The following is a 26,971-nucleotide window of genomic DNA, read 5'->3' on the forward strand; positions in this document are numbered from 1 at the left end:
TGTTAGTTGTAATATCAACTGAATTGCATTGCTAGCGCATAGGAGCTCCCGTGTCCTCAGTGAAGACTAAGGTTATGGCCGTTTATGGCACTCGCCCCGAGGCCATTAAGGTTGCGCCAGTTATCGCCCGCTTGCAAAGGGATGATCGTTTTGAATCAATCGCCGTCTCCACCGGCCAGCACCGGGAGATGCTGGAGCAGGTGAACTCGATGTTCGGCATTACACCGGACCATGATCTAGCGTTGATGAAGGATGGACAGAGCCTTAACGAGTTGGTGTCTCGTGCCTTGATCGGCCTGGACAAGGTGATTGAGAAAGATGATCCAGATGTGATCATCGCTCAAGGCGATACCTCGACTGCGATGGTTGCCGCGCTTGCCGGATTCAATCGTGGTGTACGCGTTGTCCATCTCGAGGCAGGCTTGCGTACGGGCAATATCCATTCGCCGTTTCCGGAAGAGGCGAACCGCCGCCTTATTGGGCAGGTGGCAAGCCTGCATTTGGCCCCCACGCCGGAGGCGCGCGAGAACCTGCGTAAGGAGAACTTCCGCTCCAAGGACATCGTGGTGACGGGTAACACCGTGATCGATGCGCTGCTCAAGGCTACCACCTGGGACGTGAAGTTTGATGATCAGAGCTTGCAAGAGGTTGTCGATGGGGGCCAGCGCATCGTGCTTGTGACAACCCACCGCCGCGAAAATCTCGATGCGATGGCTGAGATTGGTGGTGCTGTCCAGGATTTGGCGAAGAAGTACCAGGACCACCAGTTTGTGCTCCCATTGCACCTCAACCCGAAGGTGCGTAATGCGGTGCTGCCTGAGGTGGAAGAACTGGCTAACGTCACTATCACGGATCCTCTGCCGTATGACCAGTTCACGTCCCTGATGAAGAACTCCCACCTTGTGCTGACTGATTCTGGCGGCGTGCAGGAGGAGGCGCCAGCGCTGGGCAAGCCAGTCTTGGTCATGCGCGAGAATACTGAGCGCCCTGAGGCAGTAGTGGCAGGCACCGTGAAGCTGGTAGGAACGAACCGTCAGCTCATTGTGGCGGAAGCATCCAACCTGCTTGACCAGGAAGCTGCCTATAAAGCCATGGCGAATGCGGTGAACCCGTATGGCGACGGGCAGGCTGCAGCACGCTCGATTGCTGCAATTGCCCAGTTGGTTGGCATTGGTGAACGCATCGGTGAGTTTTCGCCAGAGATCTAGGATAACACCCTGTGCCGTGCTATGAGACTGCGCAGGAATACCGTCTGGGCCACTGCACCTACCGCCATCACGATGAGCATGGGCACGGCCGTAGTGCCGTCGCCGATACCTGTCAGTGGAGCGATGATCGCGGCGAAGCTGAATTGGACGGCTCCCATTAATGCAGAGCCTGCGCCACGGCGGTCAGCAGAGGCTTCAATGCAGAGAGCCGAGGCGTTTGGCAAGATGATTCCGGCCGCAGTGACAACACCGAAGAAACCTGGAATCATCGCCCAGGAAGCGGTATCGAACGCGATTACTCCAAGCCCCAGCCACACGACGGAGACTACGGAGAGTACGACACCTCCTTGTGTTAAGCGAACCGGCCCCACTTTCGGTACCAGCGCTCGGCTCACCAGGTTCATGAGGAATAGTCCTAGTGCGTTGACGGTGAATACTACCGAGTAAGCCACCTGCCCCAAGGATCCGATGCGCTGAAGGACGAAAGGAGAGGCCGCGATGTAGGCGAACATTACCGCGAACGTGGCAACAAACACGGTAAGCGGTGCCACATATGTTGGGTTGTTCAACAGCACTCGGATGTCGCGTAACGACGCTTTCACGCCCCCGGAACTGCGTTCACTTTCCGGTAGTGTTTCGGGGACGAGGAAGAACACGCTGACAAACATGATGGCGGCTAGTGCTGCCAAGAACCAGAACACGCTGCGCCAACCCAGGGAAGGGATCATGAGACCACCTACGATCGGTGCGACAAGGGGCGCTAAGGACTGGATGGACATCAACATCGCGAAGGCTTTTGCCACGCCTATTCCTTGGCCGAGATCGCCCACAGCGGCGCGTGCGAGGACAACGCCTGCTGCACCGAAACCGCCTTGGAGAATCCGGGCGATTATCAGCACCCAAATATTTGGTGCGAGAGCACACGCCACCGATGCCACTGTTGCCCCGAACAAGCCGACGAGCATTAGCTTGCGTCGGCCAAATTGGTCTGACCACGGCCCAACAACCAGTTGCGTCAGCCCAAGGGCTAACAGGAAGCCTGTGAGAGTGGCCTGCGTCAATGAGGCGGTAGTTTGCAGATCTTCAGTAATTTCGGGAAGTCCCGCAATGTAGGTGTCAATCGCGAAAGGGGAGAAGCCGCTGCACAGCGCAAGTGTGAGCAGGATGGGGGTGGGGATGCTTTGCGCTTGCTTGTTCATGAGGCGGACCTTAGCAGTATGAAAAACCCGAAGCGTTTCCGCTCCGGGTGATTTGCTCCCCCAACTGGGCTCGAACCAGTGACCTTTCGATTAACAGTCGAATGCTCTGCCAACTGAGCTATAGGGGAATAGTTTGTTGCTATCGTGCTCTGTGCAACGAATAGTTACTCTAGCCTGAAGCGAGGATTGATTACAAATCGCCACTTCAAAGCGATAAAGATGGCTTCGTAATAGGTGGGATCGGCGTCTCTGTATCCGCGTAGATGGGGTCCCGCAGCCTTGTGAATGCGTTAAGGTGTGGTCCGATTCTTACTCTTGTGTGGTAGGCAGTTATACTGCTTGGCAGCGTGAAAACGTGGGAGGGGCTATAGCTCAGTCGGTTAGAGCAGTGGACTCATAATCCATTGGTCGCGGGTTCGAGCCCCGCTGGCCCCACAACTCCGCTGGCCCCACAACTCCGCTGGCCCCATCCTCGATGCTGCTAGCTGAATTCAGGGTCAGTAAGGAAACTATCCCAATCACCAGCAGCTTCAGCTGCATACGCCAGGGTCCCCTGCAGGAGTACTTGTGGGGGAGCGGAGTGGCCATCACCCCAATCGCCTATCAGTGCTTTCCAATGCGTTCCGTGCCAGGAGGCACATGCTTTCTGCCAGGGGGTGAAATGATGCTCAAGATGAAAGTCATCGTGTTTATTTTGCAGATAGGCCACGTGGTTGGGGAAGCCGCCCGAATATAGCTCAGCGACATTGAACACTGCTGTCGATTGTGGCGGTACGACGCCTTCCCAGCAGGTATCCACATAGTGCCGTACTTGTTCTTCGTGGTAGTGAACGATATTGGTCTGCGGGTTGGCAACAATTGCTAAAGAGCCAGAGAAGCGGTGTGAATAGAACAGGGCAGCAAAACCCCCGGCGGAGGATCCGTAAAAGATAAGATGCTTTGAGTCCAAGGCGTCGATTGCGTGTGAAAATACGCGCACAAGGTCGGATTGCACTCTGCGCTGGTTGTCTCCTGCATACCAGCCTATATTTACTCCATAATCCAGTGCTGGCTCAGAAACGTATATAACGTTAGCCCCAGAGAATTCGGTAATTTGAGCCCCAACGAAGATGGGAAGGGTAGTTTGTTCAGGGTTGATGGCGGCGTGAAAACATACGATGGTGGTGGCAGAACCCCGATCGACAACTCGGAGATCCAGGAGATAGTCGCCATAGGAGATGCTATGACACCCAGCAATCACGGGGGCGGTGAGAAACTCGTCGAGGCCTCGATGGAAAATTGTGATATCCCCATAACGCGAATAGTTTCTGACAATTGGCATAGATAGCATCCTAGTCGGCGACACCAGCCTTAGTATGCCCCTTCGCGCTGTGGGAAACCGTACGTTGCCGGGTAAACTAATGCAAGCACATTTTATAGGAAGGCGAAAATACGGTGAACCAGCAGGAAATTACCTCCGAGGGAGCCTTGAAGCGCGCACCTGAGTCTTTTCATGTTCAGAGCATGGTGAGCGTTATCGGCCTGGGGTACATTGGTCTTCCTACCGCAGCCTTCATCGCCTCCAAAGGCATCAGCGTGGTTGGTGTAGATACCAACGATAGCACTGTGGCCTGCATTAATCGTGGAGTGGTGCCTTTTTATGAGCCTGGTTTTGACCAACTTTTAGGTAACGTCACGGCTTCGGGGCGACTCATTGCGCAAACGACTCATGTGGAAGCAGATGCTTATATTATTTGCGTTCCCACCCCCTTCTCTGAAGAACATAAGGTTGACATACGTTACATCAAAGAAGCTGCTGAAGCGGTTGCCCCCTTTCTGCGACCCGGTGCCCTTGTCGTTTTGGAATCCACAGCTCCGCCGGGAACCACTGAAAGGTTGGCGCAGTTTCTCGTCGACAAGCGCCCAGATCTTTCCCTTGATGAGCATGCCGCCAACGCGATTTATGTGGCGCACTGCCCAGAGCGTGTGTTGCCTGGGAAAATCATGGAGGAAATGGAAAGCAATAACCGTATTATCGGTGGCCTCAACCCGACGTCGACCAAGGCTGCCGCACAGCTTTATGGTGCTTTCTGCACCGCAGAGCTCCTGCACACTAATGCGCAAACAGCAGAAATGGCAAAGCTGACGGAAAATTCCTTTCGCGATGTCAATATTGCTTTCGCAAATGAGTTGTCGCAGATTTGTGATGGTTTAGATATTGATGTGTGGGAGCTCATTGAGTTGGCTAATCATCATCCTCGAGTCAATATTCTGCAGCCTGGCCCTGGTGTGGGAGGTCACTGCATTGCTGTTGACCCGTGGTTCATTGTTTCTGCCGACCCAGAGAATGCGCGCTTGATCCGCACCGCACGTGAAGTTAATGATGACAAACCTAAATATGTATTGGCGAAAGTTGAGGCTCTATTAAAGCAGCAGCCGGATGCTGTGGTGACTGCCTTGGGTATTGCCTTTAAAAATGATATCGATGATTTACGCGAATCTCCATCGCTGAATATTGTCAGTGAGCTGGTGTTGCGCCACCCGGGCCTAGATATTCGTGTGGTTGAGCCGAACGTCACCGAGCTTCCCGCGTTCTTGGCTGCTCGCCCCAATGTGAGAAAACAGGATGTTGCCAGTGGCATTGCCGCAGCCGATATTGTGTTGCTACTGGTGGACCATAAGGAATTTCGCGCTGTGGATCCCGCGCTGCTAGCAGGGAAGCATGTGATTGATACTAAAGGGTTGTGGCGTGGTTAGCCCGGAAAGGAGCCATTGTTGATGAGCTGCTTGTTTGTAGGTCACACCCGTTATAGCTTGTTTTCGCCCGATTCCCCAGCGTGGCGCGCGTCCAGTTTAGGTGAGAATCGTTCGGTGGAGGATTACCGGAACTATCTTTTCCACCCCGACCGATTAGAGTTCCGCGATTGGGTGTTTACTCAGCTGTCGGTTCCCGCACTGGCTGCAGCCGCGCAAGGGCACCGCGTGATCCACGTTGTGTCTTACTCTGCCTCCTTGCCAGAGAAGTTTAAGCAATCGTTGCATAGCACTGCGGAGAAGTATCCTCTTGTGCGGCTCGATGAGGTTCCTGACGGGGCAGCGCCGCTGAATCCCGCCACGGTAGCTGCGCAAGAGATCGGCCCCGGTGAGGTGTTTGCCAAGTATCGCCTGGATGATGACGATATTTTGAGCCAAAGCTATTTCACCATGATGCAGCGTTACGTTGATCCCAGATTCGTGGGCATGGTGGTGAGCCTGCCTGCTGGTATCGAATCCATCTATTCCGGTAAGAACCTGTTTAACCTGCGCCAAGCGCATGTTCCGATGCATTCGATGGGGTTACTATCGGTGTGCAAGCTTAACGACGACGGCTCGGTGACCTCCCCCAATGAAGGCCCTCATGATCTGAGTGATCGCTATGGACCGGTGATTATTGATTCCCGTGAGCTGAGCTATTTCCGCCTTAACCACCTCGATCAAGATAATGTGTTGCGCTACGGGGATCAGTCCAAAGAGCTTCAGATGGTCAAGAACCTGGATAAATTCCCGCTTTTTGATCATCTTGCTAGGCTGCGGCGACAGTTTCCTACGGTTTCACAGGCCATCAGCCAAGCTCCCAGCGCCACAGACGTGCTTATCGACGACACACTTGGCGAGGGCCTCCACCTGGAATTTACCGGGAATACTTCGGGGGTAACCCTTTTTATTGAGGGGACAGCCCCTGAGGGTATTCAACCTAGGACATGCGCGGTGGCTTACCTTATTGAGGGGGAAGATGGGCGGTTCAAAAGCGTTGGGGATGATGTCGCCGGTGTGGGGCGTTCCCCTAATCCGCGCATCGGGCACTTCCAGTATGTCACTATTCCCGGAGGGGAGTTTTCTACTCTGACCAGTATTTTCCTTGCTGATGGTGAAAAGGTTCGGGCGCTTCGCCTGCTAGCGCTGCAGGATACTGCACGCGAGGTGGCGGTATCTAAGCTCCGCGTGGTACACGACGGGGAAGAAGTACACCTGATTGAACCTGGCCGTTTTAATGGATTGAAGGATTCCCAGAAGCAAGCAAAGGATGTTCTTGCTCAAGTTGCTTACCATGTTGAGACAGGTGTGCTGCCCCGGGTAGCGAAACTGGTTACGCCGTTGGTGGGAACAACCCGCGCCCAAGCGATCACGCCATGGGTGACTAGGCAAAGGTGGTGGCCACAATCATGAAAATCTTAGTGCTTTCCCAGTATTGGTACCCGGAAAATGGGGTGCCACAGCGCCGTTGGCAATGGCTTACTGATATTCTCCAACAGGCGGGCCACGAGGTGACAGTGATTACGCCACCACCCCACTATAAGCGCAAGCTATCTACTACGCAGTGGTTTGATCAGCAGGGTTTTCGTGCAGCGAAAAAATATGAGGTAGGCCCACTCGGTGAGAGGATCGTGCGCTGTGGTTTCTTTCCCTCTGGAAGGTCGTTGACCAAACGAATTTTTAACCAGGCTTCGGTGGCTGCTGCGATGCTTGTTGCGGTGTTTGGCAAAACTCCTGCACTGCGTGACTATCACCCGGATCTGATTATTGGTACAGTCCCGGCGCTGCCCACAGCATCAGTGACCTGGCTCGCAGCAGTGAAGTACAAGGTGCCGTATATTATCGATCTGCGTGATGCCTGGCCGGCGCTTTTTCGTGAGAGCAATGATTGGAATACGGGCACGGGAAAATCTTCCCTGCGGGAAAAAGTCTTATCCAAAGGTGCCTTTCAAACATTAACCTGTGTGACTGAGCAATCCCTCAACAAGGTGTTAGGTCACGCCTCTGGCATAATCACTACTTCCAAGTTGCTTGAAGAACAACTTCACGGGGAGCGCAAGACCACAACCGCTGGGCAGCTGCGGCGGGTTACCACGGTGCGCAATGTGTTCCCGGAAGGCACTAGCTATCGAAAGGAATCCACCAAGATAGTCGACAAGGGGCGGGCGCCACGGTCTCTGCGAGTACTGTATGCGGGAACGGTGGGACGGGCCCAGAAACTTCACAACGCTATCGAAGCAGCCCGTTTGGCGAAGAACGCCGGAGTAGATATTGAGTTTGCCATTGTTGGCGATGGTGCCTCCTGGACGGATATTCGCGATATCGCCCCAACAGTTAATTTTCCACTGCGCGTTGAGCACAGCACCACCCCAGACCAGCTAGTGGAATACTACTCGTGGGCCGATACAGCGCTGGTGCATCTCACGGATTGGGATGCACTGCGCTTTGCTATCCCGTCAAAAATATATGAGCTGTTTACAGTAGGGCTGCATATCTCTGGCGTGGTGCAGAGTGAAGCCGCTGATTTGATCCGTCAGCTAGACGCCGGTAGCGTGATCGCGCCAGAAGACCCACACGCTTTGGCTGCCCTGTGGCAACAACTAGCAGCTGATTCCCAGCGACTTGCTGTCAGTGATGCTGGGCGACAGTGGGTTATTGAGCAGAGGGAGTATGTAGCGCCGCGTCAATTGCTTGAGATTGTGGAGAGGAGCGCTGCGCAGCAATGATCAACGCAGACCGCAGTAGGCCAGCACGTTATGGGGTTGGCAGCCTTATTATTCTTGCAGATACTGTCACGCCGGTTGAGCTAGAGGAAATTAGCAGCGGCGCCACCTTTGCCACTTCTCCTGAGCAGGTGCGTCATGGACAGTGGGATACTGTCATCTTAGTGAATCTTACAGCCTTACAGGTTGCACAGGTTCTTGAGATTTTGGGTGAGCAGCATTCACTATTCCCAACTACCATCGAATATTGGGTGAATACCACTGCGCTTAGCATTATTGATGGCGCCGTAGCCCAGCTCAGTGATTTGCACCTTGTGTCATGCGAAACGTCTTCCGGCTGGTTGCGTCTGACGATGAGTGCTCCGGTTAGTAGCGCGACCACCGTAGCGCACGCCGAGGCGTGGACCTTGTTCCGCCAGGGACTTGCAGCTGGGATCGCGCTGAGCAGTAGCGCCTTATCAGCGCTGGAACGCTCACCCGCCGTGCCACCCTCCGAGGATACTTCGCAAAGCCGTCGAGCGCTGCGTGGCTCTGCTGCAGCTGCGCTTTTATCCCGATTAATGGCTATAGCTAAACCCATTAGGCCCTACTTACCGCCTACAGTGGTTGCTTACGTGTACAAATTATTGGAGAAGCTGCGATGAATACCCCCACCCCTGGAATCAGCATCATTGTGCCTAACTTCCGCGGTGACCTGCGCATTCGTCGGGCCCTCGACTCGCTAGCAGCCCAGACGATTGATAGGGCGTTTATTGATGTGATCGTGGTGGTTAACGGTGAGATTGATAACTTTGACCAGCTGCGTCACACACTGGAAAACGAGTATCCGGCACTTCCCTTGCGAATCGTACGGTACCTAGGTGCTGGGGCGGGACAAGCCCGCAATATTGGGCTGAATCTGGCTCGCCACAGCCACATCACATTTGTCGATGATGATGATTATCTTTCCCCGGAGTTTCTTCAGGTGGGCTATGAGCTTAGCGGACCTGACTACATTGTGCTGATGCCTATGAGGGATGAAACCCTCGAAGGAGAGGAACTGCCTTCATCCCTTGGTGCCCGCATTAGCATGTTGAGCGGAAAAACAGTGCATATTTCCTCCATTGCATGGGCTCTAGGCTTCAACGCGGCAAAGATTGTGCCCCGCGCACTGCTGGAAGGTGTACGCTACCCAGAGCACCTCGCAAGTGGTGAAGATGTGGTGTTCTTCTCCCACCTGCTGTATCCAGGCACTATTGAGGCAGTGGTAGCCCCCAAAAACACTCGGGCATCTTACCGAAGAATCTTGCGCGACGATTCAGTCTCCCGCAAGCCCGAAAGTTTTGACTTTAATGTGCGCCAGCGTCTGGATGTGATCGCCGCACTGCGCCGTACCGAAGACAGCGCGCCGGGTACTGGTAGTGCCTTGCCGCTGGTGCGGTCACAATTCAACTTTGTGGTGAAATATCTCAATGGACATTCGGAGGTCTACGCTCAGGTGGCTACCGAGGCAGCAGTTCGCGAACTCACCGGCTTGGAGTGGTCGCTGGTCCAGCCAAAAACTACTGATACCCTTGTTATCTCGTATTGTTTTCCACCGTATTCTGATACTGCAGCGAATGTGGTGGCAAAAAGGATTGCTACAGCGCAGCGCCATGTAGACGTGATTTCTGCGAATATGGATGCAGTGCGCGGGACTGATCGTTCCACTTGGGCCATTGTGGATCCGTGGGTGCTGCGCCATGAAAGGATTAATCGCCCCGCAAGTTTTGCCAATTGGCCGTTAATCTCTGAATTTGCCGAGCAGGCAGAAAAAACCGCCAAGAAGTGGATGAGGTCTGGCCGGAGGTATTCCACCGTGTACACCCGGGCGATGTGGTCTGGCTCGTTAGCCGCAGGTGCTTTGATTAAATCACAGTGCCCGGAGTTACAGTGGGTGGCTGAGTTTTCGGATCCGCTTCGGTTTGACTCGGTGGGTAGTCACCGCGCAGGTCCACTGAGCAATGGCGAAGTGACCCGCCGATTGCACGATGTGCTTTCCACAACTAATTTTGCGCGCCTTCCAATAGAGACCCACTTTGATCTTGTGGAATACTGCACCTTTGCGTTAGCCGATAAGGTGCTGTTTACAAACGAGAATCAGATGGAGGTCATGCTAGAGAGTTACCCGGAGGAACTTGCTCAGCAGGTGCGTTCAAAGGCTGAAATATCTGCCCATCCGGTGTTGTCCAGTGAGTTTTACCGTGCTGAGAGTCAGCATGACAAACAACAACCCTTGGGCTACAACCACACAACCAATGTTCGCAGCCTGGCCTACTTTGGTAACTTTTATGAAAACCGCAGTATTGGGCACTTGGTGGAGGAGATTGCTCAACTTCCACCTGCTACACGGTCCAGGCTTAGCCTGACTATTTACTGCAATAATGGTGAAGGTCTCGCGGAGGCGGTTGCGCGCCAAGGGCTGGAAGGCACAGTAGAAGTGCGACCTTTCGTGCCATATCTGGAGTTTTTGCGCAAGGCGGGCACTTATGATGTTTTAGTGGTGGAAGATAGTACCACCAGTGGTTCGTCGTTCAGTAAGAATCCTTTTCTCCCGTCAAAGTATGCGGACTATCTGGGGGGTGGTTCGGATATCTGGTCGATTGTCGAGCCTGGATCGCCGTTATCACAGCTGAGTACCGCTTATCGTTCTACGGTAGGTGAAGCGGAGTCTATCCGGGCTACGCTGCACGAGATTGCCGGAGCACAGCGTTAGGCTTGTGTAGCAGAAGTGGAGAAAGGAGCTGAGATGGGTCGGCCAGGCAGGCATCGTTTACGTGAAGAAAACATTAAAGCCCTAAATGAAGCGGTTGTGAATCATTCGGGAGTAGTGCTGATTGTTGAGGCGAGCGAACTCGATCCAGTGACTTCGCGGCCACGGTTGCCGGACTATATCAAACAGTCATGGGATCGGCGACACTTCATCTGGGCGGATGCGCGGTCTAAGGCGCTCAAATCAACTAAAAACTACCGGTTGTGGCGGTTTTGGCTGGTGGTCAATCCGCTTCTCGACGTTGCACTGTACGGTTTCCTTTTTGGTTTTCTCCTTAAAACGTCGCGCGGTGTTGATAATTTTGTCGGGTTTCTCGTTTTGGGAATTATCTTCATGCGCATGCTTACAGGTTTAGTGGGGCAGGGCAGTGGGCTGATTAAAGCCTCCAAGGGCATGATCACGGCATTTCAGTTTCCCCGCGCATCATTGGTGTTGTCACAATCGATCCGAGCCTGCATTGATAATTTGGTGCCAGCACTAGTGGCCATTGTGTTGGCATTGCTGGCGCAGTATCACATGCCCCCCAGTTGGACTTTGATGTTGGTAATCCCTCTTTATTTTTTGTTACACCTTTTTGGTGCTGGTTTGATGTTTCTGGCTGCACGCGCCACTGCGGTCATTCCAGATTTGCAGGCGCTGATTCGGGTGGGTACCCAGGCGTGGTTTTTCCTTTCTGGGGTGATGTATTCAGTGGAACGCTTCGCCTCTGATCCGATCATCTACACAGCAATGTCGCTGAATCCGGCGTATCAGCTACTTACCGCTATCCGTGATGCAACCATCTACGCTACGGTGCCCACTCTTTCTACGTGGCTCGTTCTTTGTGCCTGGTCTTTTGGCACATTCGCCGTTGGTTTTATTTACTTCTGGAGGGCGGAGGAACGCTATGTCAGGTTCGCCTAATTCAGCAAATCCGGAGGCAATCCCACGGTTTGAGTATATTTCTGATGCCACCGTGGCAGTCCAGAACGTTTCTAAGCGGTATGTGATTTCTGGCAGTCAGTCCACTGATGCGGCCGCTATTTCTCATGTGGGTAAAAAGACTGTGGTGAATGCTTTGCACGATGTGTCTTTGGTGGCCCGTGCCGGTGATTCAGTGGGCATTATTGGGTTGAATGGTTCTGGAAAATCTACTCTGTTGCGTATGATTTCTGGTGGCGAAGCCGTCACTAGTGGTCAGGTTTTTGTCCGCTCGCAGCCCACTCTTTTGGGCGTTACACCGGCTTTGCAGCGTGACTTGAGTGGTGAGCAGAATATCTATCTTGGCTGCCTCGCTGTAGGTATGTCACCTACTGAAGCTAAGGCTCAGATCCCTATCATCTCCGAATGGACTGAACTTGGCGAGGCGATCCATCGCCCCATGGCTACTTATTCTTCCGGTATGACGGCACGTCTTGGGTTTGCCATTTCTACTGCGATTGAGCCGGAGATTTTGCTTATCGACGAAGCCCTATCCACTGGTGATGCAGCATTTGGGGCAAAAGCAGAAGAGCGGATGCAAAAACTGCTGGATAAAGCCGGTAACCTCTTTTTGGTTTCTCACTCTATCGGTACCGTAGAAAAGCTGTGTTCTCGCTCGATTTGGATTTATCGTGGGAAAATCATTGCCGATGGCACCACCGACGATGTTTGTCCGCTCTATCATGAGTGGGCCCGCAGAATGGGCAAGGACGATAAAGGCCCCGCCTACGAATTCCTAGATGAAGTCCGCGCCAACTACACACCACCTTTCGTGGTGTTTGATAATGCAAAGCCTCAATAATAATGTCTTCAAAAGGTCCTGCTAATGGATTGTTGGGAGGGTGTTTGGGCGGTCTGAAGATTTCACTTCGGCGACCGCCCAACTGCTAGAGGGGCCCTCGAATATAGGGAGTGAGTGCACCGAGAGTTTGCCTATCAACCAGCGATTGGGAGTGCGTTCCTCGGATTCTAGCTCGAGCGTGGTGCACAATGTTTAAGAAGAGCTGCGGGTCACTCAGGGCCTTAACTGTAGATTGAGTTGCAAATGCTTGTGTGCGGGGAGAGTCCTGAGGTAGGGGATAATCCCCGAAATTACACCAAACTCCGGTATCCAAATTCTCATTCCATTGAAGCCCGACAGCGTCAAACTTTCCCACTGCAAAAACAGGGGTACCTATAGCTATAGATTTGATAGCGGTTCGTCCCGCGCCGATTGTCAAAACAGCGTTTCGCATTTCATCTTCAACGATGCTCGGCTCAACCCAGCCCCTGAAATCGAAGTAAATGTGTGGAATATCGCGTGTAAATTCTCTTGCAGTGTTTTCAAAAGCATGTCTGTGGGAGCCATCACCGAGTACAACGACCTCCCATTCTAACTCCTTACCAGATGCCGTCTTGGGTAGAGACCCGATTAATTTGAAGATCGCGTCTTGTTGTTGGATTTTATCAGGCTCTAGACGGCTAGCCATGACTATGCGAGCACGTCCTTCGCTGATCCTGTCTTCTAAGGAAAGAGGTTCTAACTCGAATAGATGATCGGAAACCCCGTTGTAAATAGTGTGTGTTTTCCAGGAAGGAACCAAAGCATATCCAGTGAGAAGTTGCTCAATTGCGGGAGCCACTGCAATGAAACGATCGACTTCTCCTTTCCATCGACCTACCTCATCGGCGTAATGGCCGTGAAATGCCATTACCAACGGTGCGTTCAAATCATGGCGGAGCATCAGTGCGGCTCGTCTCGACTTGATGGGGGTAGCATAAATTAAGTCGATGTCGGGGTGGTCTCTTTTGACGGAGTCGGAAGATTCGACCAGGTCATTCGCCCAGTCTGTTGGGACGACGGTCACTCCTATTGATGAGAGTACTTCAGAAAAATTTCCATGCCGAGCCAGGGCAACTACTTGGTTACCATTTTGTATTAATGCTTTCGAAAAAGCTGCGACATTTTCGTGGAGTCCGCCCCATTCCGCATCGGTCGCGGTACACAAGAGAATCTTGGTCATTTAAGCCCCCTTATCGTCAAACCCAATCCAACCGAAGATAGTAGATCCGCAGCCTTGCCCCAAAAAACGTGATTCGGGTACGCCGAGGTTAACTCGATAGAGGCTGATTCGAAATCTTGGGCTACTAGAACCGCCGCAGCAAGCATTGCTCGTTCCGGGCCTTCCATATCCAATAACTCAGCATTAGCGCTAACGCTCATCCCTCGGAGCCAATTCATCCTTCCAAGGTGTTGCGAGCGAGGAAACAAAACGAGCTCACGGTCACTTTGATCAAGATCTTCTCGGACGAGAGGTTGGTTGGATTTGCGTACTCGTAGTCTTGTAATTCCATTCAAAATTGGTTTGGGGCCGTCATCGACATCGCCAATGAAGACTGCCGCAGGTGAACAGTAGCGTGTTATCGCAGCAGCAGTTACCGCGTTGATTCTAGAAGGAAATTGCAATGTCCCAGCGCAGTAGTCCCCGAACAGGAGTGTGAGCACAACTGCATCTCTATCTGGATGGCGGTGAATCGGAACATAGTCAATCAAGAACTGGTTGAAGATTGGTGTAGCGTCCCATCTACCTCCAGCTGTAGGCTGAATTATTAAGACACCACGACCGTTCTCTTGAAATTCGAACTGCATACCTTGTCCTCCTAACTGAAACGAATTAGACTTTCATTTGCTGGGAGTTCGTTTTTATCAGGTGCTGCCTGAGGAGCTATCAAACCGGAAGGCGCTTCAGTCTCCGTCAAGAAAATTGCTTCATCCTGCAGGCCTCGAACTTCGAGCAGAATTTCAAGAATGAGAAGATTTGTCGAGCTCGCAGCGGCACCTTCACTGACCCGGAAGGTGTGCCCTTCCCATTTGACATGGCAGTGTTCTAAAACTGCTTGGCGCAAACTTGACCGTATATCGACGGGATTAACGCCTTTACGTACCCCATCGTTCCAGTAATGGCGGGCGACTTGGAACTGCAAGCCGTTTCGGCGCATTAAAGCCATGTCTTTCCAGGTAACCGCACTAAGGTATCCTGATTCGAATTTAGCCTCGCCGTTTTGGTATAACGTCACCTTGCCTTGAAGCTTCCCACTTGAATTTAAATAGCAATGCGCTGAGCCCAACTCCCCAGTGTAGAAGACATCACGGATCACTAATTCGTCTGGCAGCCAGGCGCCAACGTGACTAAACATATCAGTTTTCTCGGGAAGGTTGGGCCACTTTATATTCTTATAGCTAGCCTTGGAGACCTTGCGCGTCTCTCGATCGGAAATTGACTCAAACCAGAATTGTGCAGATTTTGCAGCTTTCTTTTGGTTGTCACCATCGTGCTCGGAGATTTGACGATCGTGTAGCCGCCGCATCAGGAGTACACGCTCGGTATGCTTCCATTTTATGCCCAAAGCTGCGAGTCGAATCGCCACGTTATTGTCAACTGCAGAGGTCAAAGTTTCATCGTAAGGCACGAGTTCCATCAATTTACGAGGAACCAACCAAGTCGAATGTCCGGGAGCATCTCCGTTTCCGGAGATAGTTGATTCCCCAAAACCCAATTTCGATACGTTTAATCCAAACTCCCGCGTGTCTGGTGTGAAGTTAACGAATGAACCGTAACTTGCTTGATAGCCCTTTTGGATGGCACGTAGACTCCGTTCCAGGCGATTGATGGGCATAAGGTCGTCATCATCAAGGACGGCGATGAAATGACCACGGGCGTTTTGGGTGCCCGTATTCCTCGCTTTGGAAATTCCCGATGGTTCGATATTGATCAAGCGAAGGCGCGGATCATCGATAGAAAGTACTACCTCAGGCGTATTGTCGTCGGATCCGTCATTTACAACAATTACCTCTAAATCCAGAACCGTTTGAGCTAAGGCGGAGTAGATTGATTCTGCTATGAGATCCCCTCGATTGCGACTAGCTATCACAACACTAACAATGGGATGCTCGGGATCACGGAAATAAACTTTTCCAGTGGTGTTTCTAATTATTGTGGGATCGCGTTCCAAAAGCTTTTTGTTCTCGGCGATTGCCTGAGATCCGGCAGGAGAGACACTTGCAACAGCTCGAGATGAGGGGTGCCAAATATGGTACATTCGTACATCGGAGTTCTCGAGCCAAACAATGCGATTGCCAGCGTCCTGGGCGCGTTTTGCAAAGTCTAGATCCTCGCCACCGTAAGTGTGCATTCTTTCGTCCAGGCCGCGGAGAAGGCTAAACAGCTCTCTCCGTACTGCGAATAGGCCGCCCATCCCCCATCTTGGGCGTAAGTGGGCTTTACTTTCGATAAAGGACCAGTTTCCAAAGTTTTCTCGAATTCCAGAGGCATCTAGCTCTTGTGGTAAGTCTCGGCATTGAACTGCGACAGCGCTGTTTGGGTTGCTCTCGATTGCGGTAACTATGTGCTGAAATGTATCGGGAGTAAATAGCATATCGGCATCGGTCATCGCGATAATTCTTCCTTTAGAGATCTCAAACGCGCTATTGATCGCTTTTGACCTTGACCAGTGATCCGCTTGAGTGAAATGGTGAACTACGTCCATTCGTTCGCACACAGACTGAACTGATTCCGTATCAGCTGAGCCGAAATCTGAAACGATAATTTCAGCCTCTAGGTCTTTAATGCAGTTCTTGAGTGACTTTAGAGAAAGCTCTAATCTTTCAAGTCCCCAATCCCGAAAGCCGATGATTATAGTGAGTTCCATTACCAAACTTTCTTTTCAATCTGGATGAGAGATCTGGTGCCAGCCGTGTCTAACGCTGAGGTTGCTTCGGCAGTTATACCCTTGAATACTGCCGTTTCATCCAATGTGCTTTTCTGTGCGTTCCAGAAGTGAACTTTGATTGAGAGAGCGTCAGTTGGTTTCGGGAGCTTCAATACCGGCAAATCGACGCCGGAATCCGCACTGGTTCCGGGAATGTAGCAGTATATTCGTTGAAGACTTTCGGAATATACCCACCTTTTGCTTAAGGGGTTGCTTCCGAGTTCTACGTTTGCTACCTCTTCCAGTGTTATTAGGTAGTCTTTATCTTTAGTGGGAGAGGGGCCGGTGAACATTGTGAATACTATTTCTGAGGTTGGAATAAGCCAGGTAAAGTCGAACCCTTTGATTGATTGGTCCCTGTGTGCTGGCACAGTCGCCCGTGGGGTAGGTATAGCCTGAAGTTTGTTATTCAAAGGCTGCAAGCGGCGTGGCTCTAGTGAATTTTGGACTCGTCGTCGGACTTTTTCGTATATGTCTTTCCCGGCTTCCTGTGAGGGCATAAGATCTCTGTCCTTTGTGGTTTCAACTATCATTCATTTGAATGCTACATCAAGTTGAAGCGTCCTGGGTTTAGTTCCTACCTCAACTAAGGAAGCGGACTGGGTTTGTGAGAGGGCATGATGTACCCAAGGAGGTTACACCATGGCTATCAGCCCTTATGATCAGGAAACCCGCGAGCGTGCAGTGAGGATGTACTTCGATATCCTTTCCGATGGGGCGCCATCGAAGGCGGCCGCGATTCGTGATGTCGAAGCCAAAACAGGAATCAAGGCATCCACTCTGCGTAACTGGACACGCAAGGCCGAACACGACAATGAAGAAGCGATAGAGGTCAGCGAGGCCGATAAAGATGCCGAGTTGAAGAAGCTGCGCAAAGAAAAAGCCCAGCTGAAAGAAGCTAACGAGATCTTGAAGCTGGCATCAGCTTTTTTCGCCCAGGCGGAGTGCGAGCGCAAACTAAAGTGATTGTGGAGTTTCTCCACCATCACTCGGCACCTGTATTCCACCCGGGCGGATGAGACAGGTGCTTAATGAGCATGAATACAACATTTGTCCTGCAACCTACTACCGGTATCGTGACCGTGGCTTCGGTCCGACTCACGCCGATCTTGAAGACGCCTATGCCGCCAACAGGTTGTATGACCTGTGGAAAAAGAACAGGCGCGTCTACGGCAGACGCAAACTGTGGCATGCCGCCAGACGCTCAGGCTGGGATATCGGGCGTGACCAGGTGCAACGGTTGATGAACATTGTGGGAATCACGGGTGTGCTGCGTAAAACCTGACTTGGCTCATTTTGGGGTGTGGTAAATCATATTGACATTGTGACCGGCAGGTTTACGTCGGATTAGTGCGAAATGTCGTACTAAGAGGGTATTCATGGGGGTAGGTTTAAGCTGTTAACTATGTCACCGAAGACCCGTATGTTTACCAATGCCTCTAGTGCTATAGCTGTCCAAAACCGTGTAGGGATATCGGTATCGTAAACCCGTGCGTGGTCACAACAATGAATAAGCACACAATGACGATGATGTCGCGGTGCTAAAACAAAGGCGCAGTGTGTTACTGACGGTGAGCAAACCCAACTGGCACTTGATCGTGCTGGTCTTGGAGTTGATGTGGGCACAACAGGTAACGCGCATAATCCTGTGCGGATAACACATCTCCGGCCTATTGCTGAAACGAATCGTGCGAACTCTCAAGAAATATCACAGCTGCACCATCAAGGTCGCAGGCCAAACAATGCAAGCTGAAACATCAAATCCAGCTAATATCCAAGAATTCCTCGAAAACTACCTAAACTGTCGTACTAAAATGACCCAACTCAGGTGGGATATCGGGCGTGACCAGGTGCAACGGTTGATGAACATTGTGGGAATCACGGGTGTGCTGCGTAAAAAGACCCGGTGCACGACTGTGCGCAACAACGGCGATCCACGTTTCGCAGACCGGATTAAACGCGCGTGGAAGGATGCCACACACCCGAACCAGTGGTGGGTGGCGGACTTCACTTATGTCTACACCTCCCAGGGCTGGGTGTATGCCAGCTTCGTTGAGGATGTCTACACCCGCGAAATCTTGGGTGTTGTGGTCGATAGCATCCGGAATAATACCCTGGTCACACGTGCCTTAGAACAGGCACTGGCGATACGAAAACGCCAGGATCCGTCCTTCCAGTCCGCTGGGGTCATCCACCATTCTGACGCAGGTTCTCAATACACCTCGAGTGATCTGCGAGAACTTCTGCTCCGTCACGGGATGGACGGTTCGATCGGTACCGTTGGTGATGCATACGATAATGGGCTAATGGAGTCAGCTATCGGGCTTTACAAGTCTGAATTGATTGATTTTGATGCTGCGACCTGGCGAAACATTCAGGATGTAGAAACCTCTACCATCGACTGGGTCCACTGGTACAATACGCACAGGTTGCATTCGTCGATCGGGAATATCCCACCAGCCGAGAAATACACCAACCACTTTCAACTATCAGCCCTCGAGGCTGCCTAACACGCCTCTCTCAAAAACCCAGGCCGATTCAGTCCAGCCTGGCACGCCATGCGTAGTACCCGGAGGTCGATACCTCAAGCAGTCTGGGCATCATGGTCACCGGAAACCGTGGGTTTACGGCGCCTTGCTTGCCCAAAGTGGTAGATCACCGGATAGATTTCCGGGGCTAGTGCTCCTTGGCGAAGCAAGGTAGTACGCTTTTTTTAAAAACTCGTTTTCTCGTTCCAGCTCAGCGATACGTTTGGCCATTTCGGCAGGGTCATCCAAGTTCGGGTCAGCCTTACGGCGATGACTGCCTGAACCGGTACCAGCGGTGCCTTGCTGTTGGGCGACCCAGCGACCCAAGGTCGAGGTAGCGATGTCATACTCGACAGCGACCTCAGCCCGGGTCTTACCTAACACAACAACAGCGTCAACACATTGCTGACGGAACTGCTCAGAATATTGACGAGGCATGATCACTCACCTTCCAGATCAGTGAGTTTCACTGTCCACCAGAATCATGGCACGCCAGTATATATCAACCTCATTCGGCATTAGGGTTCATCCCGTCAGAGGAATACAGGAAACAATGGTTATAAGCTGCTTAAGTTAAGTGGCCCTAAAAACCAGACCACTCCATGGCCTATGTAAAGGAAGGCTTAACAATGATCGTCGGACAGACTCGCTACAGCATACTAGCCCCTGATTCTAAAGCTTGGCGTGTAAGCCGTGGAGACGCTTTTAGCTCATACCAACAATACAAGGATTATTTATTTTCAGAGAAGCGTCTCGAGGATCGAAATACTATTTTTATAGAGCAAACGTTACCAACTCTCGCTGATACTGCGCGAAAGCTTGAGTTAAAGCATATAATAAGTTACTCCACACAGCTTCCAGGAAAGTATCGTGTTTTCTTGGAAGAGTCAGCTACAAAGTACGATTTCATCATTCTTGACCCACTCGAAGTAGGCGAGACTCCCATGAGTCCGGACAGTATTGCGGCCGAAGTTCTTAACGGCAATGGTGTTTATGGAAAATACCGACTCGACGATGACGATATCGTCTCTAAGACATTTTTCGATCGGATGTCAGAGTACATTCATCCCCATAACGTCGGTATGGTGGTAAGTTTCCCGCGAGGCGTCGTGGCCGTTTGGGATGGAGGAATCACGAATGTCAGAGAGGCATACTGGCCAAAGATCGCTATAGGCCTTACATCAGTATGTGAAGTAAGGAAGGGGATATCTTTTAAAGGTCCCAAATACAACAGTCACACTTCGGTAGATACACATGCTCCTCTCATTTTAGATGGCCGGTACGTGAGTTATATCAGGCTCATGACTTTAGAGCAGGACACCACTGTAGGTACGGATGCAGGTGCCGATCTGACAGCGCTTAAGGACAGCTTGAAGCGGTACCCAGAATTAGATAAAGAGATAAGTCTCGACATTCTGTTCCCCCACTCTAAAATGTACCTTGAGAACGGAAATACATAAGAAGAACATCTGCGTCAGACTCTAAATGAGTTACGCTACGGGGTCACTGGCGTGGTCCTAGCCCGGATTTTTCATTGGGGGTTAGGGTGTGGTGTTGGTGGTGTGGGGTTGGCTAGGTCCCCAACAACCTTGGGTGGTTTTGGGGTCTGTCCGTGTGGTGTGTTGCGGTTAGGGTCTTCGTGTCGTGCGTGTTGGTGGTGTGTGCCCGGTGTGGTGAGGTTTAGCGTGATGGGGGTTGGGCGTGGTTTCTGATGATTGCAAGGATACGTTTGAGTAGGTTGGTGTAGCGGTTGTAGGTATCAAATCTGATGGTTATTGTCCTAGCGTGTGTGCTGATACTGGCTGCGGTACTCAGGACTCTGGCCCGGAGTGTTTTCGGTTGCCATGACCAGATGTTATGCCAGTGTGGGTCGGTGGGGTTGGTGCTGGTGGTGGCGTGGTGGAAACTGAGCAGTTTGATCCAGGACAAAAGACTATGGGCTAGGCCTACTACGTGTGCCCATATGGTGTTGATCGCAAAGGATGCTGATGGCATGGAGGTCAGTGAGAGTTCTTTAGCTTCACTGATGCGTTGTTCGCATCTGGCGCGTTGGTAGTACAATCGGTCACGTTCTGCTGGTGTTAAGTCCAGGTTGGTGCCACAGATTTGAAGGCGTCGGCCTTTATGATCCAAGGTCGTGGGACGAGCCCCGGACTGTGGGTAGGATACCCGCATGATCACACGCATATCTGGTGGGTAATCGTCTGTGGCCAGGCGAGTGTTATACCCACCAAGCTTCAGCAGCGGGGTGATATCGGCAATGTATTCATCGGGAAGATGATCGTTATTAAGCAGCAAGCACAACGCATCAATGATCCCGGCTGGTGCGCTGGCCTGACCATCGCTATCAGCACTGTCCTGCGTGGTGTTTGTGGTGCTGGTAGTGGTGGGATCCGACCCCTTGGTGGTGTGGTTGGTGGTGTCGAAGAGTGTGGTGATGGCATCAGCGGTGATTTCAGAGACTGGTCGTAGTGGTTAGACACCGGATTGCGTGAGATCGTGGGTCAGGGCAACAATGGCGTGTGTGGTGGGTAAACCCACGATAAACCCCAGTTTTTGGTCGTGAAGATGCTGTAAGAATTGTTTCGTTCCTCCTGCTCCATCCACCCGGATAGCCAGGCGTTTGCCCCACGGGGTGCCATCGCCATGACTATGTCCTACCGCGTCAAGGATGGAGCTGAGCATGGTGATGTGATCTGTTGCGGTGTTTGCGCCAGCGTTTCCGGCCCGGCACATAATGCGCAGGATTTCCCCGCCGAGTTGATCCCCGTAATCAACTGCTGCTACCAGGGGATGGTATCCATAGTTACCGCGGTTGGCTCTGGCCTGCTCTTTATCGGAATGCACCGCAATTAACGTGGCATCAATATCAACAACCATGGGGTTATCGATACTGGCCACACACGCGGGATTACAGTCTTCTAGCTGTGCCCACACTCGGTGACGAGCCCGAGCAATCGCTGTGTTTAACCGCGTGCTGGCGGCCTCATCATCCCCGACAGCTTTGAGTTTGCGATACATCGTGGCAACAGACAGACCACGAGTGTTGTCTGCCCTGGTGGTCGGGGCAACCAATTGACAGTCTTTGATGTCATCGCCACCTAAACACAAGGCGTGAGCCATCGTGACCAAGGAGGTACCAACAAAAGTGGTGACGCCACGGAGGTTGATCAACAAATTCAGCGTCAATACACTCATCAATCCTGGTCAAAGCACACATCTCACTTACTAACAACCCCCCGGCAGACGAAATAACGTTGTTGCTATCCGACCCAATGCGATAAGTGGTTTTCACCATAAGGGTGAACCTTTCTGCTTGATGATTTTAGTGTCGTAACTTCAAATCATACCCGGTCAGAAAGCTCACCCGCCTACATTTTCGGCTCTAACACCCTAACCCCCCCATGAAAAATCCGGGTTAGAAACCAGACCAAGCCAGTGGTCCCGGCTACTCTTTGCCATTCGATCTTTAATCTCGACGGTAGAGATCCCGGGAGTATACCTTTTCCTTTACAGGTTCAAGATCATCTGACCAGCGGTTGGACAAGATAATGGAAGAACGCTCAAAGAAGCGGTTGAGATCATTTTCTACTTTGTGCCCAGAAAAGGTAGTTTGACTGATCTCAGGTTCGTAGATGATTAATTCAATGCCACGATCGTGCAATCGTTGCATAACGCCTTGGATTGAAGAAGAGCGGAAGTTGTCTGAGCCTGACTTCATAGTGAGCCGATAGATACCTACAACTTTAGGGCTGCTCGACGCGATGTCGTTTGCAATACTGGTCATGCGGAGTTGGTTTGATTCCACCACGGCGCTGATCATTGTTTGCGGAATCCCTCGATAATTAGCCAACAACTGTTTAGTATCTTTCGGCAAACAGTACCCGCCATAGCCAAAGCTAGGGTTGTTATAGTGGTCGCCTATGCGAGGATCCAAACTAACCCCGTCAATGATCTGCTTTGAGTTAAGCCCGTGAGCTGATGCGAAGGTATCCAACTCGTTGAAATAGGCAACTCGCATGGCCAGATAAGTGTTACTGAAAAGTTTGATTGCTTCTGCCTCTGTAGTGTTAGTAATGAGGACCGGGACCTCCGGAGTGAGGCAGGACTGCAGAAGAAGATCAGCGAAGTCTTTAGCTCGTTTGTAGTCGTTAGCTGCTGCTATGATGCGTGTCGGATAGAGATTATCGTGAAGAGCTTTACCTTCACGGAGGAACTCCGGACTGAAAACAATAGTGAGTTCAGGAAACTTCTCTGACATGCGCTGGGTGAAACCAACCGGGACTGTCGATTTGATGACGGCGATGGTTGAAGGGGAGATCTCCTGGATTTGGTGAAGGACTGATTCAACAGAAGCAGTATCGAAAAAATCAGTTTCGTCATCGTAGTCAGTAGGTGTGGCGATGACGGCGAACTTTGCACCATCGAGCGCTGTTACAGCATCAGTAGTAGCGCTTAGATCCAAAGATTTGGTCGTTAGAAAAACGGAGATGTCATCATCCCCGATAGGAGAAATACCGTTGTTCAGGGAATCAACGCGTAGCTGATTAATATCTACGGCATGCACTGTGTTGTGCTGCGCAAGAAGTACCCCGATTGAGAGGCCGACATATCCCAAACCAAATACAGCGATTTTCACGATCGCCTCCTTAATAATTTTAATGTGTAACTAGCTACGTTAGGAAAACAATACCCGAGCTCAGTTCGCTGAACGGCATTAACGAGAAGTCGTCGCCGAATCACTGATGAACCGAATAATCGGCAACGCTGAAATCATCAACCTCGACGGGCCAAACATGCGCTTACCACAGTAAGGCCCACCCCCGCCACCGCAGTGACAACTACCCCCACATCACAACTATCACTGCGGTGCTTCACAACCATCACCACACCACTTCAAAACCCCCGTTCCTATCATTTATACGCATGTTCTCGGTGTGTCACCGACGCATATCAATCTCAATGAGAATCTCAAGGATCTTGAGGGAGAAATCGCTACTGACCTTTGGAAGAAATTTAATCAGGCGCGTCGGCATGCTAATCAGGCGATGCACAGCGGAGATTACGAGCTGAAGGTGAACAACGTCTACTTTTGCCTCAAGACCCTTGACGAGGGGATAGAGTTGTTGCGAACCTTCTCCTGACTATGGAAAACGGTGACTTGGTACACCACCTGGATTTCCGGAGCATTGTTGAACTCAATTTAGATACGGCAGAATCGCAGATCTTTGAAATGGTAGAGCTTCACTGCTCGGACTGCTTTCATCTTTTTTCTTCGCCGGTTTTCTGGAGTGACAAGCCAAGCGTCTCACTCTCAGGTGCTCATATTCGGTGGCATGGCAAGGATCTTTTAGTTTGTGGACGACGCTACTGTCAACTTTAGATTGCAACTTTCTCTTGGTGTGATGGTAATCGTGGCTGGTGGGCTTAGTCGGCCCGTCGCGCCTTCGTGTATAACCCATTCCTTAATGGCGCAGCTTGGTAGAACAGACATTGGATGGAATAGTCAGATTCCTAGAAACCTTTTAAGGCTCATGCCTGTATGGGAAGTTCCTGATGCTATGGATCCGGGGTCGAATGAGGCTTGGGAGTTGGATAGTTTGGGCTATAGCGGTTGCGTAATTCTCCTTTCTATGGAGCGGAGTCCATCGCTGATATGACTGCCGTGGAAAAACCGGGCGCAAAAGGTTGAAACGATTTGACAAGTTGTTTGGGCGTTATCGGTGGTTTTCTCCTGCGGGCGCTCATCTGGTGAATCACAGTGATGACCGTGTCTTGTGAGATATCAAGAACATCAAGCAAGAATTCGTCAAAGTTCTTTGCGTGCAATCCATGGTGAGCAAGGGCGGTCGCAGGGAAGTCAGCAGTATTCTCTGTCACAATTGCAGAGGCGTTTCCCTCAATCGCCGCCGCGACAACGTGACGATCATCATCGTCAGGAAGCCCTTGGATACCCTTTTCCAAGTCCTCCCAGTTAGTGACTAAAGCATCTGGAAATGCCTGATTCATCGCAGAAAAACGAGTGATCGACCTGCTGCGTGGAAGGATACCTTTCTTTTCTAAATTACGGATTACTTCCTCTGCAATCCGCTCGCTCCATAAAGGGACGAAAAGCCTTTCTACCGCCAAACTAAGAAGTAGATCCGTTTGGACGATCGGAAACAAGACACAAGCATCAAGAACAACACGAAACCCTGACAAGATCTAATCCTCCGAATCAGTTGCATAAAGACCGGCGTCTTCTGCATCTGCGGTCAGGAAGTCGAGGATCTCATGCTGTTTTCGGCGGTGATCTTCCTGGAATGCGAGCAGATCCGTGAGAAGAATTCGCCGATGGCGAGAATTCGGCATTTTCTCATAAGGGATCGACCCATTCTCCAACATCTTGATCAGCGTTGGACGAGAAAAACCCAGGAAATCTGCTGCCTGCTGGGTGGTAAGTTTGTGATCTACAGGAGTAAGCGCCACCGCTTGATTTCTGGCCATTGCGTCGGCGACCTTCACTAGGGTTTCAAAAACCTCCCGGGGAAGCGAGACCTGCTGGCCATCTGGGCCGAGAAGCATGGCTTCAGCGCCTGCATTTGAAAGAAATTTTGAGAAGTCAATCAATTCTTCAAGGTCAGAGCTGCCTGGAGGGATTACCATTTGACTTTTATCGGTTCTAGGTCGAGTGCTTTCGGTGGTTTCCATAGATCAATATTCTCAATTAATCGAAATAATCGCAATACCCCGCGGGGTAGAAATTTTAGCTAGGATCAGAGTGTGATCCGGGGTAGTTCTTAAGGATTGTTGGAGTCGGGTGAAATGGGGTGGTGGTAGGGCACCGGGGCCGGCCAGAGCGCTTTCGGCAGTCCTAGTGGCGAGGCGGATTTGGCTCCGGAACGGAGGCGTGCTGTGACGGAAATTGGGTTTCGGTAGCTGGATCGTGGGTTGCGCGTCGGCAAGCATGCAACGCCCCGGGCGCGGGCGCAAGCTGGCGTGGCTATTCGCAGGCGAGGCCATCGCCGTCGCGATCCATTTTGCTCCTGTACCCAAGTTCGCCGACATAGATCGGGGCGGTGCCAGCTGCTCTTGCCTCGCTACAATTCGCGAAGTACACATCTTCAGGCGCAGGCGCGGCTGCCGGGGCGGTAGCAGGCTCAACGGTCACGGTCTCTGTGACAATGACAGCAGGCAGAGATTCTGTGACCGTGGTGGTTGAACTAACCGTGGTTGTGGTCACCTGGGTGACGGTCGCCGTACCTTCAAGTGTTGCTTGCGCGGTATTGCCTGGGCTTTCCGCGCGGGCTGCGGTCGTCATAGCTGTGGCGGAAAGAGAAGCAAGGGTAGCAAGGTGATGGAATTTAGGAAGACACCGTCCGAATTTCACGAGTACGCTCTCATGAATGGATTGAATGACTGGGAAAGTCTGAGAGGGAACTTTGGTGCCTGTGCGAGCATCAACCAGAAAGTGATACACGTGACTCAAAATTCGGGCACTATAGTATATCTCGTACGAGTTGATGTGAAACGACTCAACGTGCGCTATAGATACCCAGACAGCCCACACGAGATTACGCTGAGGTGCATGCTCGAACGCGTCAGTGAGTACTGCTCCGGTACCAGCGAGATGGGTAACGTCAACGTCGACATAGTTCCACAGCAGAACGATTTTGACGAGGGAGTAAAGGCATTCACGCGCGTCAATACCCCGGTCTATCGCAGCCAAAAATTCCTCTGCGTTGGCGGGGATATTGAGTTCGTTGACTCTCGAAGCAGTAGAGGCGTCCAGGCCGCTGATATGTCGGCTTACATACTTCGCCGCTATCGTGAGGAAACAGGTGGGAGCAAAGCTGGGAGAAAGGTGACGAAACGACTAGTCAAAGCTCTTGGGTCTGCGGTTGTGCACCAACGTAAATGGCTTCCCTAGGATAAAAAGCTCTGGAGCCTACGCGGCTCCAGGCGACAACGCTCCGGTAACCGGCTCGTCGTAACTCCAATCTAACAGATTGAATGTGGGTGATCATTTCGCGCTCATCTTGACATGAGGCACTACGCCGCG

27 protein-coding genes, 2 tRNA genes and 1 pseudogene are annotated in these 26,971 nt (G+C 51.7%); 16 read left to right on the plus strand and 14 right to left on the minus strand.

The features are described 5' to 3' along the window. Positions 1-74 precede the first annotated feature (74 nt). Complete coding sequence (wecB, locus tag CKV99_RS02655; protein WP_092260903.1) at positions 75-1,208, plus strand: non-hydrolyzing UDP-N-acetylglucosamine 2-epimerase; 1,134 nt, start codon at positions 75-77, stop codon at positions 1,206-1,208. Here the strand turns inward: wecB and CKV99_RS02660 are convergent. Both CKV99_RS02660 and CKV99_RS02665 read right to left on the minus strand, forming a co-directional pair. Next, complete coding sequence (locus tag CKV99_RS02660; RefSeq protein WP_092260865.1) at positions 1,205-2,407, minus strand: multidrug effflux MFS transporter; 1,203 nt, start codon at positions 2,405-2,407, stop codon at positions 1,205-1,207. The genes wecB and CKV99_RS02660 overlap by 4 nt on opposite strands. 55 nt (positions 2,408-2,462) lie before the next feature. Then, positions 2,463-2,535: transfer RNA gene (locus tag CKV99_RS02665), tRNA-Asn, on the minus strand. Positions 2,536-2,768: 233 nt separating this feature from the next. On the opposite strand from CKV99_RS02665, the gene CKV99_RS02670 reads away from it, so the two are divergent. Next, positions 2,769-2,842: transfer RNA gene (locus CKV99_RS02670), tRNA-Ile, on the plus strand. Positions 2,843-2,888: 46 nt separating this feature from the next. Here CKV99_RS02670 and CKV99_RS02675 read toward each other — a convergent pair. Further along, positions 2,889-3,728 (minus strand): hypothetical protein, encoded by an 840-nt coding sequence (locus CKV99_RS02675; protein ID WP_092260863.1) that lies wholly within the window; start codon positions 3,726-3,728, stop codon positions 2,889-2,891. Positions 3,729-3,910: 182 nt separating this feature from the next. Here CKV99_RS02675 and wecC point away from each other — a divergent pair, with 182 nt between their 5' ends. From wecC to CKV99_RS02710, 7 genes are read left to right on the plus strand one after another with little or no spacing between them, the layout of a single operon-like run. Then, the gene (gene wecC, locus CKV99_RS02680; RefSeq protein WP_092260901.1) at positions 3,911-5,143 is read left to right on the plus strand and encodes a UDP-N-acetyl-D-mannosamine dehydrogenase; all 1,233 of its coding nucleotides are present in this window, start codon (positions 3,911-3,913) and stop codon (positions 5,141-5,143) included. Positions 5,144-5,164: 21 nt separating this feature from the next. After that, positions 5,165-6,592 (plus strand): glycosyltransferase, encoded by a 1,428-nt coding sequence (locus tag CKV99_RS02685; protein WP_092260861.1) that lies wholly within the window; start codon positions 5,165-5,167, stop codon positions 6,590-6,592. Continuing rightward, the gene (locus tag CKV99_RS02690) at positions 6,589-7,905 is read left to right on the plus strand and encodes a glycosyltransferase family 4 protein (RefSeq protein ID WP_092260860.1); all 1,317 of its coding nucleotides are present in this window, start codon (positions 6,589-6,591) and stop codon (positions 7,903-7,905) included. The genes CKV99_RS02685 and CKV99_RS02690 overlap by 4 nt, the downstream gene beginning before the upstream one ends. Beyond that, entirely contained in the window at positions 7,902-8,546 is a 645-nt protein-coding gene (locus CKV99_RS02695; RefSeq protein ID WP_092260858.1) for a hypothetical protein, read from the plus strand. The genes CKV99_RS02690 and CKV99_RS02695 overlap by 4 nt, the downstream gene beginning before the upstream one ends. Continuing rightward, entirely contained in the window at positions 8,543-10,636 is a 2,094-nt protein-coding gene (locus CKV99_RS02700; RefSeq protein ID WP_092260856.1) for a glycosyltransferase family 2 protein, read from the plus strand. The genes CKV99_RS02695 and CKV99_RS02700 overlap by 4 nt, the downstream gene beginning before the upstream one ends. 15 nt (positions 10,637-10,651) lie before the next feature. Next, a complete protein-coding gene (locus CKV99_RS02705; protein WP_231910149.1) occupies positions 10,652-11,596 on the plus strand; it encodes an ABC transporter permease in 945 nt (314 codons plus the stop codon). Next, a complete protein-coding gene (locus CKV99_RS02710) occupies positions 11,580-12,455 on the plus strand; it encodes an ABC transporter ATP-binding protein (RefSeq protein WP_157728353.1) in 876 nt (291 codons plus the stop codon). Before CKV99_RS02705 ends, CKV99_RS02710 begins: the two co-directional genes overlap by 17 nt. A gap of 85 nt (positions 12,456-12,540) precedes the next feature. Here the strand turns inward: CKV99_RS02710 and CKV99_RS02715 are convergent, their stop codons facing one another. Genes CKV99_RS02715 through CKV99_RS14215 form a run of 4 tightly spaced genes read right to left on the minus strand, consistent with a single transcriptional unit; the run spans position 12,541 to position 16,935 of the window. Next, the gene (locus CKV99_RS02715; RefSeq protein WP_092260850.1) at positions 12,541-13,656 is read right to left on the minus strand and encodes a glycosyltransferase; all 1,116 of its coding nucleotides are present in this window, start codon (positions 13,654-13,656) and stop codon (positions 12,541-12,543) included. Beyond that, positions 13,653-14,282, minus strand: a complete 630-nt coding sequence (locus CKV99_RS02720; protein ID WP_092260848.1) for a hypothetical protein — start codon at positions 14,280-14,282, stop codon at positions 13,653-13,655. Before CKV99_RS02720 ends, CKV99_RS02715 begins: the two co-directional genes overlap by 4 nt. Positions 14,283-14,293: 11 nt before the next feature. Then, positions 14,294-16,342 (minus strand): glycosyltransferase family 2 protein, encoded by a 2,049-nt coding sequence (locus CKV99_RS02725; RefSeq protein WP_092260846.1) that lies wholly within the window; start codon positions 16,340-16,342, stop codon positions 14,294-14,296. Further along, positions 16,342-16,935: a hypothetical protein gene (locus CKV99_RS14215; RefSeq protein WP_143063483.1), complete on the minus strand. Its 594-nt coding sequence runs from the start codon at positions 16,933-16,935 to the stop codon at positions 16,342-16,344. Before CKV99_RS14215 ends, CKV99_RS02725 begins: the two co-directional genes overlap by 1 nt. Positions 16,936-17,044: 109 nt before the next feature. Between CKV99_RS14215 and CKV99_RS02735 the strand changes: the two genes are divergently transcribed. The 3 genes and pseudogenes from CKV99_RS02735 (at position 17,045) to CKV99_RS02745 (ending at position 18,912) form a co-directional block, all read left to right on the plus strand. Then, a complete protein-coding gene (locus CKV99_RS02735; protein WP_157728355.1) occupies positions 17,045-17,368 on the plus strand; it encodes a hypothetical protein in 324 nt (107 codons plus the stop codon). Positions 17,369-17,555: 187 nt separating this feature from the next. Beyond that, positions 17,556-17,678, plus strand: a pseudogene (locus CKV99_RS14670) (IS3 family transposase); the annotation flags it as partial. Between the two features lie 538 nt (positions 17,679-18,216). Continuing rightward, positions 18,217-18,912, plus strand: a complete 696-nt coding sequence (locus tag CKV99_RS02745; RefSeq protein ID WP_157728357.1) for an IS3 family transposase — start codon at positions 18,217-18,219, stop codon at positions 18,910-18,912. A gap of 114 nt (positions 18,913-19,026) precedes the next feature. Here CKV99_RS02745 and CKV99_RS02750 read toward each other — a convergent pair whose 3' ends face one another. Next, positions 19,027-19,368, minus strand: a complete 342-nt coding sequence (locus CKV99_RS02750) for a transposase (protein WP_095114657.1) — start codon at positions 19,366-19,368, stop codon at positions 19,027-19,029. Positions 19,369-19,559: 191 nt separating this feature from the next. On the opposite strand from CKV99_RS02750, the gene CKV99_RS02755 reads away from it, so the two are divergent. Next, positions 19,560-20,390 carry a glycosyltransferase gene (locus CKV99_RS02755; protein WP_157728359.1) on the plus strand — a complete coding sequence of 277 codons (831 nt, stop codon included), beginning with the start codon at positions 19,560-19,562 and terminating at the stop codon, positions 20,388-20,390. 220 nt (positions 20,391-20,610) lie between these two features. Here CKV99_RS02755 and CKV99_RS15050 read toward each other — a convergent pair whose 3' ends face one another. Then, a complete protein-coding gene (locus CKV99_RS15050; RefSeq protein ID WP_408607557.1) occupies positions 20,611-21,117 on the minus strand; it encodes a transposase in 507 nt (168 codons plus the stop codon). Between CKV99_RS15050 and CKV99_RS14675 the strand changes: the two genes are divergently transcribed. After that, positions 21,055-21,402 (plus strand): hypothetical protein, encoded by a 348-nt coding sequence (locus CKV99_RS14675; RefSeq protein ID WP_231910150.1) that lies wholly within the window; start codon positions 21,055-21,057, stop codon positions 21,400-21,402. The genes CKV99_RS15050 and CKV99_RS14675 overlap by 63 nt on opposite strands. A gap of 3 nt (positions 21,403-21,405) precedes the next feature. On the opposite strand, the gene CKV99_RS02770 is transcribed toward CKV99_RS14675, so the two are convergent. Continuing rightward, entirely contained in the window at positions 21,406-22,119 is a 714-nt protein-coding gene (locus tag CKV99_RS02770) for a transposase (protein WP_157728361.1), read from the minus strand. A gap of 280 nt (positions 22,120-22,399) precedes the next feature. Next, complete coding sequence (locus CKV99_RS02775) at positions 22,400-23,569, minus strand: nucleotide sugar dehydrogenase (protein WP_092261138.1); 1,170 nt, start codon at positions 23,567-23,569, stop codon at positions 22,400-22,402. Positions 23,570-23,867: 298 nt separating this feature from the next. Here CKV99_RS02775 and CKV99_RS14460 point away from each other — a divergent pair, with 298 nt between their 5' ends. Beyond that, positions 23,868-24,074 carry a hypothetical protein gene (locus CKV99_RS14460; RefSeq protein WP_092261136.1) on the plus strand — a complete coding sequence of 69 codons (207 nt, stop codon included), beginning with the start codon at positions 23,868-23,870 and terminating at the stop codon, positions 24,072-24,074. 487 nt (positions 24,075-24,561) lie between these two features. Here CKV99_RS14460 and CKV99_RS02785 read toward each other — a convergent pair whose 3' ends face one another. The 3 genes from CKV99_RS02785 to CKV99_RS02795 form a co-directional block, all read right to left on the minus strand. Then, positions 24,562-25,131 carry a PIN domain-containing protein gene (locus CKV99_RS02785; RefSeq protein WP_092261134.1) on the minus strand — a complete coding sequence of 190 codons (570 nt, stop codon included), beginning with the start codon at positions 25,129-25,131 and terminating at the stop codon, positions 24,562-24,564. Positions 25,132-25,134: 3 nt separating this feature from the next. Then, on the minus strand, positions 25,135-25,620 hold the full coding sequence (locus CKV99_RS02790) for a helix-turn-helix domain-containing protein (RefSeq protein ID WP_197697204.1): 486 nt from the start codon (positions 25,618-25,620) through the stop codon (positions 25,135-25,137). 292 nt (positions 25,621-25,912) lie between these two features. Next, positions 25,913-26,230 (minus strand): excalibur calcium-binding domain-containing protein, encoded by a 318-nt coding sequence (locus tag CKV99_RS02795; RefSeq protein WP_092261131.1) that lies wholly within the window; start codon positions 26,228-26,230, stop codon positions 25,913-25,915. An 81-nt stretch (positions 26,231-26,311) separates the two neighbouring features. Here CKV99_RS02795 and CKV99_RS02800 point away from each other — a divergent pair, with 81 nt between their 5' ends. After that, positions 26,312-26,839 (plus strand): DUF3800 domain-containing protein, encoded by a 528-nt coding sequence (locus CKV99_RS02800; protein WP_092261139.1) that lies wholly within the window; start codon positions 26,312-26,314, stop codon positions 26,837-26,839. Positions 26,840-26,971 lie beyond the last annotated feature (132 nt).

The organism is Corynebacterium cystitidis (genome assembly GCF_900187295.1).
GTDB lineage: Bacteria > Actinomycetota > Actinomycetes > Mycobacteriales > Mycobacteriaceae > Corynebacterium > Corynebacterium cystitidis.

Excerpts from the sequence above, each read along its gene's own strand:
- CKV99_RS14675 (WP_231910150.1), top strand. The coding sequence starts at position 21,055 with ATGATCCAAGGTCGTGGGACGAGCCCCGGACTGTGGGTAGGATACCCG.
- CKV99_RS02710 (WP_157728353.1), top strand. The coding sequence starts at position 11,580 with ATGTCAGGTTCGCCTAATTCAGCAAATCCGGAGGCAATCCCACGGTTT.
- CKV99_RS14215 (WP_143063483.1), bottom strand. The coding sequence starts at position 16,935 with ATGATAGTTGAAACCACAAAGGACAGAGATCTTATGCCCTCACAGGAA.
- CKV99_RS02695 (WP_092260858.1), top strand. The coding sequence starts at position 7,902 with ATGATCAACGCAGACCGCAGTAGGCCAGCACGTTATGGGGTTGGCAGC.
- CKV99_RS02800 (WP_092261139.1), top strand. The coding sequence starts at position 26,312 with ATGAATGGATTGAATGACTGGGAAAGTCTGAGAGGGAACTTTGGTGCC.
- CKV99_RS02755 (WP_157728359.1), top strand. The coding sequence starts at position 19,560 with ATGATCGTCGGACAGACTCGCTACAGCATACTAGCCCCTGATTCTAAA.
- CKV99_RS02750 (WP_095114657.1), bottom strand. The coding sequence starts at position 19,368 with ATGCCTCGTCAATATTCTGAGCAGTTCCGTCAGCAATGTGTTGACGCT.
- CKV99_RS02725 (WP_092260846.1), bottom strand. The coding sequence starts at position 16,342 with ATGGAACTCACTATAATCATCGGCTTTCGGGATTGGGGACTTGAAAGA.
- CKV99_RS02700 (WP_092260856.1), top strand. The coding sequence starts at position 8,543 with ATGAATACCCCCACCCCTGGAATCAGCATCATTGTGCCTAACTTCCGC.
- CKV99_RS02660 (WP_092260865.1), bottom strand. The coding sequence starts at position 2,407 with ATGAACAAGCAAGCGCAAAGCATCCCCACCCCCATCCTGCTCACACTT.
- CKV99_RS02690 (WP_092260860.1), top strand. The coding sequence starts at position 6,589 with ATGAAAATCTTAGTGCTTTCCCAGTATTGGTACCCGGAAAATGGGGTG.
- CKV99_RS02715 (WP_092260850.1), bottom strand. The coding sequence starts at position 13,656 with ATGACCAAGATTCTCTTGTGTACCGCGACCGATGCGGAATGGGGCGGA.
- CKV99_RS02790 (WP_197697204.1), bottom strand. The coding sequence starts at position 25,620 with ATGGAAACCACCGAAAGCACTCGACCTAGAACCGATAAAAGTCAAATG.
- CKV99_RS02745 (WP_157728357.1), top strand. The coding sequence starts at position 18,217 with ATGACCCAACTCAGGTGGGATATCGGGCGTGACCAGGTGCAACGGTTG.
- CKV99_RS02675 (WP_092260863.1), bottom strand. The coding sequence starts at position 3,728 with ATGCCAATTGTCAGAAACTATTCGCGTTATGGGGATATCACAATTTTC.
- wecB (WP_092260903.1), top strand. The coding sequence starts at position 75 with ATGGCCGTTTATGGCACTCGCCCCGAGGCCATTAAGGTTGCGCCAGTT.
- wecC (WP_092260901.1), top strand. The coding sequence starts at position 3,911 with ATGGTGAGCGTTATCGGCCTGGGGTACATTGGTCTTCCTACCGCAGCC.
- CKV99_RS02735 (WP_157728355.1), top strand. The coding sequence starts at position 17,045 with ATGGCTATCAGCCCTTATGATCAGGAAACCCGCGAGCGTGCAGTGAGG.
- CKV99_RS02685 (WP_092260861.1), top strand. The coding sequence starts at position 5,165 with ATGAGCTGCTTGTTTGTAGGTCACACCCGTTATAGCTTGTTTTCGCCC.
- CKV99_RS15050 (WP_408607557.1), bottom strand. The coding sequence starts at position 21,117 with ATGCGTGTGATCATGCGGGTATCCTACCCACAGTCCGGGGCTCGTCCC.
- CKV99_RS02720 (WP_092260848.1), bottom strand. The coding sequence starts at position 14,282 with ATGCAGTTCGAATTTCAAGAGAACGGTCGTGGTGTCTTAATAATTCAG.
- CKV99_RS02795 (WP_092261131.1), bottom strand. The coding sequence starts at position 26,230 with ATGACGACCGCAGCCCGCGCGGAAAGCCCAGGCAATACCGCGCAAGCA.